Origin of the sequence: Salipiger thiooxidans, from assembly GCF_900102075.1 — a bacterium.
In the GTDB taxonomy this organism is placed as follows: Bacteria; Pseudomonadota; Alphaproteobacteria; order Rhodobacterales; family Rhodobacteraceae; genus Salipiger; species Salipiger thiooxidans.
In genome coordinates, this window is the sequence record NZ_FNAV01000008.1 from 1 (window position 1) to 14,363 (window position 14,363).

Consider the following 14,363-nt stretch of genomic DNA (forward strand, 5'->3'; position numbering starts at 1 on the left):
AAAGATATAAAGGCCAGGAATTGCAAGACCGTATGGGCGCATTATTGTGGTTCCGCTCTCCCCTGGTTTTGGACTGGATCGAGAGGAACGCACCGGATGTCAATGTAGCCGACAATTGGGGTCAGCTTGCTGCGCTTTCCAACCTCAATTGGACAAAGGCTGACACGTGGCTTACCCGGGGCCGACCGTTTAGTCTGATTGCATTGGATGCACTCGATAAGTTTACACCACGGCCCAAGCATTCATCTATAGTTCGAGAACTAGAGCCGATGCTTCTCGGCAACCCGGATCGTCAGACCATCTTACAGGCCCTTCGATTGCAGATGCTTAACGACCCGGCACCACGAAGCGTCAAAAGGTGTAAATACCTGATCGAAAACGCTGACAAGCTTCGCATTTCCAATGAAAGTTGATCACCAAAGCCGCTGTTTGTCGTTCACGCAGCATAGGTCAATCCGGGCTCGCTGCCGACCTTCGCTGCTTAGGGCACGAACGACAGCTCTTCCTTTGCACATGCGATCTGGGTCAGCGACCTGACTGGAAAGTCGCTTTTGCCTGAGACCTGACACCCTCGCCGGGCGCCCGCCGCCTGGGCCTCAGCTCTCCTCGGCCTCGTCCAGCAGGTCCAGCGTCTCGGCCAGCGCGTCGATGAGCTCGGCCATGCGCCCTGCCCCGATGATCTTCTCGAGCCGCGCGTAGCTCGCGGCGCTTTCGGGCGTCAGCCTTTCGATGAACGCGTTGCCGGCGGTGCTCAGCCGGATCATCGTGCGGCGCCCGTCGCTCGAATCGCGCGCCGTCTCGATCAGCCCCCGGGCATTCAGGGTCTTGAGGATCCGCGACAGCGACGGCGCGAGGATGCAGGCCCGCTCGGCCACATCGCGGGCGTCGAGTTCTTCTGCCTCCTGCAGCACCCGGAGCACCCGCCACTGCTGCTCGGTCACGTCATGGGCATGCAGCATCGGGCGGAATTCGTTCATGATCCGCTCGCGCAGGCGCAGCAGATTCATCGGAAGGTTCCGGCGCGTGTTGGACAGGTGGAACCCGTCCCTGATCGGTTTTTTCGGCATGGGCGTCCCGAGTGGTCTCTTCTGGATTCATGAAATCATCCTTCTTGACAAGCGTCCAGTTAATTAACATGTTCACTATCAGGAGGAGACGAACCCATGCCGCACATGCGCATCGAATACTCGCACGGGCTGACCGTGCCCGAGGTCGAGAGCCTTTGCCGCGCCGTTCACGCGGCGATGGTCGGGGCCGGGATCTTCCCGCTTGCCGGGATCCGCGTCCGGGCCTTCCGCGCCGACGTGGCCATCGTCGCCGACGGTGACGCGAAGAACGATTTCGCCGCGCTGACGCTCTCGGTCGGCGCCGGACGCAGCACCGAGGCACTGCGGGCGGGCGGCGATCTGGTGTTTCGCGCCGCGCAGGGTGCGCTCGCCCACCGGCTTTGCGAGCCCCATTTCGCCCTGTCGCTCGAGATCCGCATCATCGACCCGGAGCTGAGCTGGAAGGACACCCCCATTCACGCCCGCCTGTCGGGACAGAAGAAGGACTGAACGATGAGCGTTCTGCAGGACAACATCGCCAAGGCGCGCGGCTACATGCAGCCGCTGGTCGACACCGGCGTTCTGAACCACATCGACGGCGCGACCGTGCCGGCGCGCTCGGGCGCGGTGATGGAGACGATCAGCCCCGTCGACGGCAGCGTCCTGGCGCAGGTCGCGAAGAGCGGCGCCGAGGACATCGACGCCGCCGTCGCCGCCGCCAAGACCGCCTTCCCCGGCTGGTCGAAGATCCCCGGCGCCGAGCGCCGCAAGATCCTCATCAAGGTGGCGGAGGCCATCGAGGCCCGCGCCGAGGAGATCGCCTTCACCGAGTGCATGGACACCGGGCAGGCGCTGCGCTTCATGTCCAAGGCCGCGATCCGCGGCGCCGCCAACTTCCGCTTCTTCGCCGACCAGGCGCCGGGGGCCGAGGACGGCATGGTCAAGCGCACGCCGACGCAGATGAACACCACCTCGCGCCGTCCCATCGGCCCGGTGGGGGTGATCACGCCGTGGAACACGCCCTTCATGCTCTCGACCTGGAAGATCGCGCCGGCGCTGGCCGCGGGCTGCACCGTGGTGCACAAGCCCGCCGAGTTCTCGCCGATGACCGCCAAGCTGCTGGTCGAGATCGCCGAAAGCGCCGGCCTGCCCAAGGGCGTGCTGAACGTGGTCAACGGGCTGGGCGAGACCGCCGGCAAGCGCCTGACCGAGCATCCCGACATCCGCGCCATCGCCTTTGTCGGCGAGTCGAAGACCGGCTCGATGATCATGAAGCAGGGCGCGGACACGCTGAAGCGGGTGCATTTCGAGCTCGGCGGCAAGAACCCGGTCATCGTCTTCGACGACGCCGATCTCGACCGGGCCGTCGATGCGGCGGTGTTCATGATCTACTCGCTGAACGGCGAGCGCTGCACCTCCTCCTCGCGGCTGCTGGTGCAGGCCTCGGTCTATGACGCGGTCACCGCCAAGGTCGCCGAGGCCGCGGCGCGGATCAGGATCGGCCACCCGCTCGACCCCGAGACGGTGGTGGGCCCCCTCATCCACCCGGTGCACGAGCAGAAGGTCCTGAGCTACTTCGACACCGCCCGCGCCGAGGGTGCGACCATCGCCACCGGCGGCGAGAAGGTCGGCACCGAGGGCTGCTACGTCGCGCCCACGCTTTTCACCAATGCCACGGCGGACATGGCGATCTCGCAGGAAGAGATCTTCGGCCCGGTGCTCACCGCCATTTCCTTCGAGACCGAGGAAGAGGCGCTCGCCATCGCCAACGGCACCGACTACGGCCTCTCGGCCTATCTCTGGACCAACGATCTTGGCCGGGCGATGCGCATGACCGACGCGCTCGAGGCGGGGATGATGTGGGTGAACTCCGAGAACATCCGCCACCTGCCGACCCCCTTCGGCGGCGTGAAGGCCAGCGGCATCGGCCGCGACGGCGGCGACTGGTCCTTCGATTTCTACATGGAGACGGTGAACGTCAGCTTCCCCCGCACCGAGCACCGCATCCCGAAACTCGGCGGCTGACGCCGCCCCTGTCTGCCTGGAGGAGACCAGACATGCCGATCCCCACCCCGAACCTCTACCCGCCCTTCAACATCGTGCGGCTGAGCCACGTCGTCTTCGGCGTCACCGACCTTGCGAAGTCGCGGCACTTCTACGTCGACACGCTGGGCCTGCAGGTGACCGACGAGAGCGAGGAGCGCATCTACCTGCGCGCCATGGAAGAGCGCGGCCACCACTGCATCGTGCTCGCGAAGGCCGAGAGCGCCAGCGCGCGCGCCCTGTCGTTCAAGGTCTACTCGGAAGAGTGCCTCGACAAGGCGCAGGCGTGGTTCGTCGAGAAGGGCCATGCCACGGAATGGGTCGAGCGCCCGTTCCAGGGCCGCACGCTTGCCACCCACGACCATGACGGCATGCCCATCGAGTTCTACCATCGCATGGACCGCCTGCCACCGATCCACCAGCAATACGCGCTCTACAAGGGCGTCAAGCCGCTGCGCATCGACCATTTCAACTGCTTCAGCCCCTCGGTCGACAAGTCCGTCGCCTTCTACAACGAGCTCGGATTCCGGGTGACCGAGTACACCGAGGACGAGGAGAGCAAGCTGCTCTGGGCCGCGTGGACCCACCGCAAGGGCGGCGTGCACGACATCGCCTTCACCAACGGGCTGGGCCCGCGCCTGCACCACACCGCCTTCTGGGTGCCGACGCCGCTCAACATCATCGACCTCTGCGACCTGATGGCAACCACCGGCTACGTCGGCAACCTCGAGCGCGGGCCGGGGCGGCACGGGATCTCGAACGCCTTCTTCCTCTACATCCTCGACCCCGACGGCCACCGGATCGAGATCTACTGCTCGGACTACCAGACCGTGGATCCCGACCTCGAGGCGATCAAGTGGGATCTCAAGGACCCGCAGCGCCAGACGCTCTGGGGGGCGCCTGCGCCCAAGTCGTGGTTCGAGCACGGCTCGGTCTTCGAGGGCGTGACGCCGCGCCCTGCAGAGCTGAACGCAACGCCCATCGTGGCACCCTGAGGAGCCGGACATGACCGAACGCATCGCCACCTTCCGCGCCGGCGGGCGCGACCGATACGGGCTCGTGACCGAGGGCGGGCTCGTCGATCTCACGCCCGAGTTCGGCGCCCGGTTCCCGACACTCCGCGAGGTGATCGAGGCCGGCGCGCTGGACGCGATGGTGCAGGCGGGCGCCGGGCGGGCGCCCTCATGGGCCGAGCAGGACGTCACCTTTCTGCCGCCGATCCCGCGCCCGGACCGGATCATCTGCGTCGGGGTGAACTTTCCCGACCGCAATGCCGAGTACAAGGACGGCAGCGCCCAGCCCGAGCACATGTCGCTGTTCCCGCGCTTCCCCTCGTCCTTCACCGGCCACGGCCAGCCGCTGATCCGCCCGCCCGAGAACGACACGCTGGACTACGAGGGCGAGATCGCCGTCGTCATCGGCAAAGGCGGCCGCCGCATCGCCGCCGAGGACGCCTATGACCACATCGCGGCCCTGACGCTCTGCAACGAGGGCACCATCCGCGACTGGGTGCGCCACGCCAAGTTCAACGTGACGCAGGGCAAGAACTGGGACCGCTCGGGCGCGCTCGGGCCGTGGCTGGTGCCGTTCCGCGACGCCGCGCAGCTCGATGACGCCAGCATCGAGACCCGGGTCAACGGCGAGCTTCGCCAGAAGGACGCGCTGCGCAACATGATGTTCCCGATCCGCAAGGAGATCGCCTACATCTCGACCTTCACCACGCTTGCCCCCGGCGACATCATCGTCACCGGCACGCCCTCGGGCGCCGGCGCGCGCTTCGATCCGCCGCGCTACCTCGTGCCCGGCGACGTGATCGAGGTCGAGGCCCCCGGCATCGGCATCCTGCGCAACACGGTGGCCGACGAATGCTGACGCCGGAACAGATCGAGACCGCCGCCGCGGCGCTGCTGGCCGCCGAGGAGACGCGCGAGCAGATCGGGCTGCTGTCCATTCAGCACCCGGGCATGACGCTCGACGATGCCTACGCGATCCAGTCGGCGCAGATGCGGCAGAAGCTGGCGGCGGGCCGCAGGGTCATCGGCTGGAAGATCGGCCTCACCTCGAAGGTCATGCAGGACGCGCTCGGGATCGACACGCCCGACAGCGGCGTGCTCTACGACGACATGCTGTTCCGGAGCGGCGAGGTCGTGCCCGAGGGCCGCTTCATCCAGCCGCGGGTCGAGGCCGAGATCGCCTTTGTCATGAAAGATGCCATCGGCGGCAACGTGACCCGCGACGAGGTGCTGGCCGCCACCGACCACGTGGCCCCGAGCCTCGAGATCCTCGACACCCGCATCCTGCGCAAGGACCCCGGGACCGGCCGCGCCCGCGTCATCGTCGACACCGTCTCGGACAATGCCGCCAACGCGGGCATCGTGCTGGGCACGCAGAGGAACGCGCCCCGCGCCTTCGACCTGCGCTGGACCGGCGCCATCCTGCGCGCCGGTGGCGAGGTGGTCGCGACCGGGCTCGGCGCCGCGGTGCTGGACGACCCGGTGATGGGCATCGTATGGCTGGCACGGCGCATGCACCAGTATGGCCAGCGCATCGAGGCCGGGCAGGTCATCCTCTCGGGCTCGTTCATCGCGCCGATCGAGTGCCGCCCGGGCACGCGGATCGACGCGGATTTCGGCCCCTTCGGCCAAGTATCGACGGAGTTCGCCTGATGCCCGCACCGCAAAACCGCTTCAAGAGCCGCCTCAGGGCCGGCGAGACGCAGATCGGCCTGTGGGTCGCGCTCGGCGATCCCTCGGTGGCAGAACTCTGTGCCCACGCCGGCTTCGACTGGCTGGTGATCGACGGCGAGCATGGCCCGAACGGGCTGCGCGACCTGCTGGCGCAGCTTCGCGCCGTGGGGCAGGCCTCGCACCCGGTGGTCCGGGTCAAGGACGACGACCGCGCCGGCATCAAGCAGGCGCTCGACATCGGCGCGCAGACCCTCCTTGTGCCCATCGTCGAGAGCGGCGAGCAGGCCGCCGAGATCGTGCGCTCGGTGCTCTACCCGCCGAAGGGCGCGCGCGGCGTCGGCGCGGCGCTGGCGCGGGCCTCCGGCTATGGGTCGATCCCCGACTACCTGCAGACCGCCGACGAGCAGATCTGCCTGCTGCTGCAGGTGGAAACCGTCAGGGGCATGGAGGCGCTCGACGACATTCTCGCCGTCGAGGGCGTGGACGGCATCTTCGTGGGCCCTGCCGATCTGGCCGCCGACATGGGCCACCGCGGCAACCCCGGCGCGCCCGAGGTGCAGGCGACGATCATCGACGCGCTGACCCGGATCCGCGCGGCGGGCCGGGCGGCGGGCATCCTGACGTCGGACAAGGCGCTGGCGCAGTCCTACATCGACATGGGCTGCGAGTTCGTCGCCGTGGGCTCGGACGCGGGCGCGCTCATGGGCGCGCTGAAGGCGCTTCGCGCGCAGTACTGAGCGTCACCGGGGGACCGCGCCGTCACTCGGAGCAGCTCTCCAGCACCAGCTCGCGCAGCCAGCGGTGCATGGCCGAGCGGTGGGTGCGGGCGGTCCAGACCGCGCTGATCTCGAACCGGCCCTTGAACGGGCTCGGCCCCATCACAAGGTCCGCCGCGATCCGCTCGCCAAGGCGGCGCGGCACCGTGGCAACAAGGCTCGAGCCCGCCAGAAGCTCGCGCAGCCCCGCCGGGCTCGGCACGATCAGCGCCGGGCGCAGCTTGTGGCCCGCGGCCTCGAGCTCATGCAGGTAGGCCGATTTCCAGCTCACCCCGTAATCGATCAGCAGGTGGTTGAGCGTAAGGTACTCCTCGACCGTCAGCGCCCTGCCCGCGTCCGGGTGCGAGGGATCCATCAGGCAGGCATATTCTTCGGAATGGATGCGCCGCGAGTGAAAGCCGGAATCCGTCCGCCCCAGCGGCCCGACCAGCAGGTCGGCATCGTGGTTCAAGAGCCGCAGGTGCCCGTCGCCAAGCGCGTTGATCACCCGGATCGACAGGTTCGGCGCCTCCTTGCGCAGCGCCGAGACGATGCGCGGGATCAGCAGGATCCGCTCGTAGTAATTGCAGGCGATGGTCACGCTGAGATCCGATCCCGCCGGGTCGAAGACCTCGGGCTGGGCCATCAGGTCGAGCATGTCGAGCATCTGCCCCGCCTGCGCCAGCAGAGCCTCGCAGCGCCGCGTCGGCACCTGCCGCCCGGCCTCGCGCACAAACAGCGGATCATGGAAGCAGCGCCGCAGTTTCGAGATCGTGTAACTCACCCCCGACTGGTTCACGCCCAGATGCTCCGCCGCCGCGGTGAAGGAGCCCAGCCGGTGCACCAGCAGCAGCGTGTTGAGCGCCGCGAAGTCGAGGCTCCCCGCCTCGCCGCCGAGTCTGTCCATGCCGATCCCCATCAAATTTTCTGATACCATATACAAAATGCATCTTATTGCTCAAGGGCGCACGCGCTCGGTATCAGGAGGGCGAGGAGACATTTCGGGGAGGAGACACTATGGCGGTCGCACCGCTTGACGATACCATTACGCTTGCGCAACTGACGGCGGATCCCTACCCGCTCTACCAGCGCATGCGGCGCGAGACCCCGGTGCTGCGGGTCAAGGCGCTGGGGCGGACCTTCCTGACGCGCGCCGCGCTCACCAAGCAGGTCAAGGACGACCCCGAGACCTTCAGCAGCGACGATCCGAACACGCCGATGAAGCCCGCCTTCCGCGCCCATACGCTGATGCGCAAGGACGGCGCCGAGCACATGTCCGAGCGCAAGGCGATCATGCCGGCGCTGGCGCCCAAGCGCATCAACACCGACTGGGGCCCGCTCTACGAGCGCCTTGCCGAGGAGTACATCTCGCGCCTGCCGCGCGGCGAGACGGTCGATCTCTTCCGCGAACTCTGCGGCCCGCTGGCCGCGCGCATCCTTGCGCATATCCTCGGCATCCCAGAGGCCACGGACGAGCAGATGCGGCGCTGGTCGCAGTGCCTCATCGATGGCGCCGGCAACTTCGGCTGGAAGCGCGAGCCCTTCGCCGCATCGGACGCCGCCAATGACGAGATGGACGCGCTTTTCGACCGGCTGCGCGACGAGCGGATCGGCAACCCGGACGGCTCGGCGTTCTCGTCGATGCTGACCGCCGAGAACCCGATCCCGCTCAGCCAGATCTATTCCAACATCAAGATCGCCATCGGCGGCGGCATCAACGAGCCGCGCGACGCGCTGGCGACGGTGCTCTACGGGCTGCTCGACAACCCCGACCAGCTGGCCGAGGTCAAGGCGCAGGACGCCTGGGGCAAGGCCTTCGAAGAGGCCATCCGCTGGGTCGCCCCGATCCAGGTCAGCTCGCGCCTCGTCACCGCCGACACCGAGCTTGGCGGCTTCGAGATCCCCAAGGGCGACACGGTGATGACGATCCAGGCCTCGGCCTGCCGCGACGAGGAGCTCTACGAGAACGGCGAGGACTTCTTCGTCTTCCGCGACAAGAACCCCCACCAGGCCTTCGGCAACGGCCCGCACCATTGCGCGGGCGCACATGTGGCGCGGCGCACCGTCGGGCGGATCATCCTGCCGATGCTCTTCGACCGGTTCCCGGACATGAAGCTCGACACGGCCGGGGACGTGGTCTGGAAGGGCTTCGGCTTCCGCGGCCCGATCAACCTGCCGGTCACGCTCAACTGACCGCAGCGACGGACATCACGAATGAGGAGGAATGCCATGGTCCAGGTGACCTATGTCGCCCATGACGGGGCGGAAACGACGATCGACGCGACCGAGGGCGACAGCGTCATGCAGGCGGCGGTGGCCAATGACGTCGACGGCATCGTCGGCGAATGCGGCGGCGCGATGATGTGCGCCACCTGCCATTGCTACGTGGACGAGGCGTGGGCCGAGCGCACCGGCCCCCGCGACGAGGGCGAGGACGACATGCTCGAGGGTGCCGCCTCCGAGATCACCGAACGCTCGCGCCTGTCCTGCCAGATCAAGCTTACCGCCGAACTCGACGGTCTGGTCGTGCACCTGCCCGAGGAACAGCTTTGAGCCCGCAGCACATCGTGGTGGTGGGCGCCGGTCAGGGCGGGCTGCAGGCGACCATCAGCCTGCGGCATGCGGGTTATGCCGGGCGGCTCACCCTGATCGGCGCCGAGCCCGGCCTGCCCTACCAGCGCCCGCCGCTGTCCAAGGCCTACCTCAAGGAGGGCCGCGCCGAGGCGCTGATGCTGCGGCCGCAGAGCTTCTTCGAGAGCAAGGACATTGCCTACCTTCCGCAGACCACGGTCGAGGGCATCGACCGTGGCGCGGGCGAAATCGCGTTCCACGGCCCCGACGGCAAGGGGCGCCTGCCCTACGACCACCTCGTGCTCGCCACCGGCACACGCAACCTGCGCCCGCCCATCGAGGGGCTCGAGCACGCCTGCGACCTGCGCACCCTTGCCGACGCCGAGACCCTGCGCACCCGGCTGGGCACGCCGCGCCGCATCGCCGTGATCGGCGGCGGCTTCATCGGGCTCGAGTTCGCCGCGGTGGCGCGCGGGCTCGGTCACGAGGTCGCGGTGATCGAGGCGGCGCCCCGGCTGATGGCGCGCTGCGTCTCGGCCCGGATGTCCGAACATTTCGCCGACCTGCACCGCGGCATGGGTACGGCGCTGCATCTCGGCACCCCGGCGGTGGCCGTCGATGCGGGCGGCGTGACGCTCGGGGACGGCAGCCATCTCGCGGCCGATTTCACGCTGCTTGCCGCCGGGGTCGTGCCCAATGCAGAGCTGGCCGCCGAGGCCGGGCTCGAGGTCGAGAACGGCGTCCGGCTTTGCGGACGGCTCCTGACCAGCGATCCGCAGATCTCGGCGCTGGGGGACTGCGCCAGCTTCCCCGACCCGCGGGACGGCCAGCGCATCCGGCTCGAGAGTGTGCAGGCCGCCACCGACCACGCCCGCTTCATCGCGGCGCGCCTCAGCAAGGGCGGCGAAGATCACTACGCTGCCCTGCCGTGGTTCTGGTCGGACCAGGCGGACAGCAAGCTGCAGATCGCGGGGTTTGCCGGTCCCGGCACCTCGGAGGTGGTGATCTGCGACGGCGTCGTGGCCCGGCTCGACGACCGGGGCCTCGTCGCGGTGGAGACCGTCAACAACGCCGGCATTCACATGAAGAGCCGCCGCCTGCTGTCGGGAGGCACGCCGGCCGGACTGGACGACCTCGTGCAGATCGCCGCCTGAGGCGGGATCCACGGGGCTGGGCCAATACAGTTAACTTGTTAATTATCGTCTCCCGTGGTAGGGAAGACTCATCTGAGGGAGGAGACCCAGAATGAAACATCACCTGATCGCCGCTTCGGCGGGCGTGTCGCTGTGCCTTGCCACGAGCGCGGGCGCCAACGAGCTGAAATACGCCAACTGGGCCTCGCCCATGCACACCATCGTCGCGGCACAGGTCGACCCTCTCGCCAAGGCGCTGGACGAGGGCACCGGCGGCGAGACCACGCTGCGCAGCTACAACGGCGGCGAGCTCGGCGCGGGCCCGGCGGACCAGTTCGTGCGCGTGCTTCAGGGCACCGCCGACATGGGCTGGGGCGTGCATGGCTACACCTCCTCGCAGTTCCCAAAGAGCCTCGTGCTCGAGCTGCCGGGCGCACTGCCGCTCGACCAGCCGGGCTACGCCGCGCTCTGGCGCGCCTTTCCCGACGAGCTGGCGCAGGAATACCCGCGCACCGAGGTGATCGCGCTCTGGGCCTCCGAGCCCAACATCCTGATGATGCGCGACAAGGAGGTGCACAGCCCCGCCGACCTCAAGGGCCTGAAGATGCGGGTCGCGGGCTCGATCTCGGCCGAGGCGATGGAAGCGCTCGGCGCAACCCCGGTGCAGATCCCGATGACGCAGGTCTACAACGGCCTGCAGACCGGCCTCATCGACGGCGTCATCTCGGGCGCCTCCGTGCTCTCGGACTTCAAGCTCAACGAGGTGGTCGGCAGCATCACCTCCGGGCCGAACTTCGGTCGCCTGACCTTCTACACCGTGATGTCGCAGGGCGCCTATGACGGGCTCTCGGACGAGGCCAGGGCCGCGCTCGACACGCTCAAGGGCGAGGAGATCTCGCGCATGACCGAAGAGGCCTGGGTCGCCACCGCCGACGAGGCGCTGGAGGCCGCGCGTCAGGCCGACGGCATCACCGTGCTCGACCTCGAGGGCGACGAGGCGCAGGCCTTCAACGACGCGCTGGCCTCGGTGACCGACGCCTACGTGGCCGAGGTCGGCGGCGAGGCGGCGCTGGCGGCGATCCGGGGCGAATGATGCTGGGCAGGGTGCACTGGCTGGCGGACAGGCTGATCGGCCTGTCCGCGATCGTCGGCACGCTCGGGCTGCTCTTCGTGGTGGCCGTGATCGTGTTCGACGTGGTGGGGCGCAACTTCGGCGCCCCGCTCTACGGCTCGCAGGACCTCATCACCATGACCATGGTGATCATCGTCTTCGGCGGCATGTCGCTCTGCGACCGTGACGGCGGGCACATCGTCGTCGACATCTTCGAGAACACATTCTCGCCTCGGCTCAACCGTGTCATCGACGTGGTCGCCGCGCTGCTGGGGGCGGTGATCTTCGTGCTCATCGCCTGGACCGTCTGGCAGAGCGCCCAGCTGAGCGTCCTGCTGAACCTCGCCACCAACCTGCTGCGCCTGCCCACCGCTCGGTTCCAGTACGCGCTCTGCATCTTCTCGCTGATCACCGCGCTGGGGATGCTGCTGCGGGCCGTGAGCCTGATGCTCGGCCACAAGGCTGCGGGGGCCGCATGAGCAGCGTCTTCGTCGGCTCCGTCGGACTGGCGCTGCTGCTGGTCCTCCTCCTGATGCGAATCCCCGTGGCCTTCGCGATGTTCGCGGTGGGCTTCATCGGCATCTGGATCCTCAACGGGCTGCAGGCCGCGACAGGCCTGCTGTCTTCCGAGACCTTCGCGCTCGCGTCCAATTCCGAGCTTATCGTCGTGCCGCTCTTCATCCTGATGGGCAACGTCGCCAGCGCCACCGGCATGAGCCGCAAGCTCTACGACGCGGCCTATGCCACAATCGGGCAGGTGCGCGGCGGGCTTGCCTCGGCCACGGTGATCGGCTGCGGCGGCTTCGCGGCGCTCTCGGGCTCGTCGGTGGCCTCGGCGCTGACCATGGGCCGCACGGCACTGGCCGAGATGGACCGCTTCGCCTACAGCCCGCGGCTCTCGACCGGGGTCGTCGCGGCGGGCGGCACGCTGGGCATCCTGATCCCGCCCTCCACCGGCTTCGTGATCTACGCCATCCTCACCGAGCAGAGCATCGGGCGGCTCTTCATGGCCGGCATCCTGCCGGGCATCCTGCTGCTCACGGCCTTCCTGCTGACCATCGCACTGCTCTGTACGCTGAAGCCCGAACTCGGGCCCCGTGGTCCCAAGACCAACGCCCGCGAGAAGGGCCGCGCCTTCCTCGGCGCGGTACCGATCCTGGCCATCGTGGTGATCACCATCGGCGGCATCTACAGCGGCATGTTCTCGCCCACCGAGGCCGCCGGCGTCGGCGCGGCGCTGGTCATCCTCATCGGCGCGGTCACCCGCACCCTGACCCTGCGGGTGTTCTGGGACGCCGCGCGCAGCTCCATCGTGACCACCGCCTCGGTCATGCTGATCCTGATCGCGGCGCACATGATCAACCCCTTCGTGGCGCTCAGCCACCTGCCCGCCGAGGTCAGCCGGCTGCTCGTCGCGCTCGACTTCGGGCCGTTCGGGACGCTGGTGGTGATCCTCGCGATCTACCTCGTGCTGGGCTGTTTCCTCGAGGGTCTGGCGATGCTCGTGCTCACCCTGCCGATCTTCATGCCGGTGGTGCTGCAGCTGGGCATCGACCCGATCTGGTTCGGTGTGCTGGTGGTGCTGACGCTCGAGATGGGGCTGATCTCGCCGCCCGTGGGGATCAACGTCTTCATCGTGAAATCCGTCGCCCGCAATGTCGAGCTGCTCGACATCTTCCGCGGTGTGCTGCCGTTCTGGCTGGCGATGCTGCTGACGCTGGCGCTGCTTGTGGCGGTGCCGAGCCTGTCGCTCTGGCTGCCGAGCATGATGTGACCGACGCTCCGGCGCGGCTCCCGCAAGGGCCGCGCCGAGGTCGTTCTTCGACCGCTGCGCGTGGTCCGCTCTCCGCTTCTTTCGGTCTGGAACCGCTCAGGCGCGCAAGCTCCCCGCTCAACCTACGTCCGGCCACCCCAGCGCCCGCGAAAGTCTCCGGGCCGAGGCGGTGGTCAGGCGGATGATGTGCCCGAGCTCGCGGACGCGGACGCGGAAGGCGGGCGCCACCACGTGCACCGAGGCCACCACCGAGCTGTCGATGGCAAAGACGGCAGGCACCCGCTCTGCGACTGCAGGGACATCACGCCGGCGGACCTGCACGGCGTGCCGCTGATCATGACCGGGCACCAGCGGCCGCAGCGGGCGGCGCTGGACCACATGTTCGACAAGACCGGCGTCCGACCGCCGATCAAGATCGAGACCCACACCGACAGCTCGGCCTGCGCCTTCGTCGCTGGGGGGCCCGGCGTGTCGATCGTCAGCAGTCTCTTCGCCAACCTGATCCGCGATTTTCCCATTGTCCTGAGGCGGTTCGGCCCTCGCTCGACCCGGAGCTTCGGGCGGCTGCGGGACAGGGACGTGCCCCTGCCCCTCGCCGCCCGGCGCACCGGCGAGATCCTGATGCGCGAGCTCGTCTGCTCGCTGCTGCCGCCCGACGAGCTGCTGTCGAACGGTCGCTGGCGCCTGCCTCAGCTCCTGGGCCGCAGCCCGTCGAGGAACACGTCGAGCAGCAGCCCGGCGCGGTCGGGGTCGGCGCCGGGGCCGTAGTTGATGCCCAGAAGCACCCGCATCAGGTCCTCGCTGGTGACGTCCGCGCGCACCCGGCCCTCGGCCACGGCGCGGGCGTGCAGCGCCGCCACCGCACCACGCATCCGCTCCGACTGTTCGGAGATGAAGCACGACTCGGGCTCGAACACCGGCGCCAGCGCCGCAACCATGCCGCGCTTGGTCGCCATCATGCGCAGCGCCTCGCGCATCCACTCCTCGAGACTGTCCTCCTCGGCCCGGCGCTCTAGTATCTCGACCTCGCGGGCATAGACCGCCTGGAACAGCGCCTCGCGCGTCGGGAAGTGCCGGTACAGCGTCCCGATCCCCAGCCCCGCCTTGCGGGCCACCGCCTCGAGACTGCCGCCGTCCCCGCGAAAGACCTCGGCCGCGGCGCTCAGAAGCAGCTCGCGGTTGCGCAGCGTATCGGCGCGCGGCTTCCGCGTTTTCGGCTGTTCGGCGCTCATTTCCTTTCCCA

Annotated in this window: 18 protein-coding genes; 14 read left to right on the top strand and 4 right to left on the bottom strand. The window is 68.3% G+C overall.

Annotated elements, in window-relative coordinates:
* Nucleotides 1–413: hypothetical protein (locus BLQ77_RS29035; RefSeq protein ID WP_207545840.1), on the top strand; the 413-nt coding region annotated here is incomplete at its 5' end.
* 183 nt (nt 414–596) lie between these two features.
* On the opposite strand, the gene hpaR is transcribed toward BLQ77_RS29035, so the two are convergent.
* Nucleotides 597–1,007, bottom strand: coding sequence for a homoprotocatechuate degradation operon regulator HpaR (gene hpaR, locus BLQ77_RS12890; RefSeq protein ID WP_242661711.1), 411 nt, complete (start codon nt 1,005–1,007; stop codon nt 597–599).
* Between the two features lie 156 nt (nt 1,008–1,163).
* On the opposite strand from hpaR, the gene BLQ77_RS12895 reads away from it, so the two are divergent.
* Genes BLQ77_RS12895 through BLQ77_RS12920 form a run of 6 tightly spaced genes read left to right on the top strand, consistent with a single transcriptional unit; the run spans nt 1,164 to nt 6,513 of the window.
* Complete coding sequence (locus BLQ77_RS12895; RefSeq protein ID WP_089959725.1) at nt 1,164–1,556, top strand: 5-carboxymethyl-2-hydroxymuconate Delta-isomerase; 393 nt, start codon at nt 1,164–1,166, stop codon at nt 1,554–1,556.
* A 3-nt stretch (nt 1,557–1,559) separates the two neighbouring features.
* Nucleotides 1,560–3,071: a 5-carboxymethyl-2-hydroxymuconate semialdehyde dehydrogenase gene (gene hpaE / locus BLQ77_RS12900; protein ID WP_089959727.1), complete on the top strand. Its 1,512-nt coding sequence runs from the start codon at nt 1,560–1,562 to the stop codon at nt 3,069–3,071.
* Nucleotides 3,072–3,103: 32 nt separating this feature from the next.
* The gene (gene hpaD / locus BLQ77_RS12905; protein WP_089959729.1) at nt 3,104–4,084 is read left to right on the top strand and encodes a 3,4-dihydroxyphenylacetate 2,3-dioxygenase; all 981 of its coding nucleotides are present in this window, start codon (nt 3,104–3,106) and stop codon (nt 4,082–4,084) included.
* Nucleotides 4,085–4,094: 10 nt separating this feature from the next.
* A complete protein-coding gene (locus BLQ77_RS12910) occupies nt 4,095–4,961 on the top strand; it encodes a fumarylacetoacetate hydrolase family protein (RefSeq protein ID WP_089959731.1) in 867 nt (288 codons plus the stop codon).
* Nucleotides 4,955–5,755 carry a 2-oxo-hept-4-ene-1,7-dioate hydratase gene (gene hpaH / locus BLQ77_RS12915; RefSeq protein WP_089959734.1) on the top strand — a complete coding sequence of 267 codons (801 nt, stop codon included), beginning with the start codon at nt 4,955–4,957 and terminating at the stop codon, nt 5,753–5,755. Before BLQ77_RS12910 ends, hpaH begins: the two co-directional genes overlap by 7 nt.
* Entirely contained in the window at nt 5,755–6,513 is a 759-nt protein-coding gene (locus BLQ77_RS12920; RefSeq protein ID WP_089959735.1) for an aldolase/citrate lyase family protein, read from the top strand. The genes hpaH and BLQ77_RS12920 overlap by 1 nt, the downstream gene beginning before the upstream one ends.
* Before the next feature lie 22 nt (nt 6,514–6,535).
* Here BLQ77_RS12920 and BLQ77_RS12925 read toward each other — a convergent pair whose 3' ends face one another.
* Nucleotides 6,536–7,438: a LysR family transcriptional regulator gene (locus tag BLQ77_RS12925; protein WP_089960304.1), complete on the bottom strand. Its 903-nt coding sequence runs from the start codon at nt 7,436–7,438 to the stop codon at nt 6,536–6,538.
* Nucleotides 7,439–7,548: 110 nt separating this feature from the next.
* On the opposite strand from BLQ77_RS12925, the gene BLQ77_RS12930 reads away from it, so the two are divergent.
* The 6 genes from BLQ77_RS12930 (at nt 7,549) to BLQ77_RS12955 (ending at nt 13,120) form a co-directional block, all read left to right on the top strand.
* Nucleotides 7,549–8,724 (top strand): cytochrome P450, encoded by a 1,176-nt coding sequence (locus tag BLQ77_RS12930; protein WP_089959738.1) that lies wholly within the window; start codon nt 7,549–7,551, stop codon nt 8,722–8,724.
* Nucleotides 8,725–8,760: 36 nt separating this feature from the next.
* A complete protein-coding gene (locus BLQ77_RS12935; RefSeq protein ID WP_008887707.1) occupies nt 8,761–9,084 on the top strand; it encodes a 2Fe-2S iron-sulfur cluster-binding protein in 324 nt (107 codons plus the stop codon).
* On the top strand, nt 9,081–10,256 hold the full coding sequence (locus BLQ77_RS12940) for an NAD(P)/FAD-dependent oxidoreductase (RefSeq protein WP_089959740.1): 1,176 nt from the start codon (nt 9,081–9,083) through the stop codon (nt 10,254–10,256). The genes BLQ77_RS12935 and BLQ77_RS12940 overlap by 4 nt, the downstream gene beginning before the upstream one ends.
* A 91-nt stretch (nt 10,257–10,347) precedes the next feature.
* The gene (locus BLQ77_RS12945; RefSeq protein WP_089959743.1) at nt 10,348–11,328 is read left to right on the top strand and encodes a TRAP transporter substrate-binding protein; all 981 of its coding nucleotides are present in this window, start codon (nt 10,348–10,350) and stop codon (nt 11,326–11,328) included.
* Entirely contained in the window at nt 11,328–11,825 is a 498-nt protein-coding gene (locus BLQ77_RS12950) for a TRAP transporter small permease (protein ID WP_311135901.1), read from the top strand. The genes BLQ77_RS12945 and BLQ77_RS12950 overlap by 1 nt, the downstream gene beginning before the upstream one ends.
* The gene (locus tag BLQ77_RS12955; protein ID WP_089959746.1) at nt 11,822–13,120 is read left to right on the top strand and encodes a TRAP transporter large permease; all 1,299 of its coding nucleotides are present in this window, start codon (nt 11,822–11,824) and stop codon (nt 13,118–13,120) included. Before BLQ77_RS12950 ends, BLQ77_RS12955 begins: the two co-directional genes overlap by 4 nt.
* A gap of 117 nt (nt 13,121–13,237) precedes the next feature.
* Here the strand turns inward: BLQ77_RS12955 and BLQ77_RS29335 are convergent, their stop codons facing one another.
* Nucleotides 13,238–13,399, bottom strand: a complete 162-nt coding sequence (locus BLQ77_RS29335; RefSeq protein WP_242661712.1) for a hypothetical protein — start codon at nt 13,397–13,399, stop codon at nt 13,238–13,240.
* Between the two features lie 45 nt (nt 13,400–13,444).
* Between BLQ77_RS29335 and BLQ77_RS12960 the strand changes: the two genes are divergently transcribed.
* Complete coding sequence (locus BLQ77_RS12960; protein ID WP_242661713.1) at nt 13,445–13,888, top strand: LysR substrate-binding domain-containing protein; 444 nt, start codon at nt 13,445–13,447, stop codon at nt 13,886–13,888.
* Here BLQ77_RS12960 and BLQ77_RS12965 read toward each other — a convergent pair.
* Nucleotides 13,810–14,352 (bottom strand): TetR/AcrR family transcriptional regulator, encoded by a 543-nt coding sequence (locus BLQ77_RS12965; RefSeq protein WP_040384923.1) that lies wholly within the window; start codon nt 14,350–14,352, stop codon nt 13,810–13,812. The two genes, BLQ77_RS12960 and BLQ77_RS12965, sit on opposite strands and share 79 nt — an antisense overlap.
* Nucleotides 14,353–14,363: the final 11 nt, after the last annotated feature.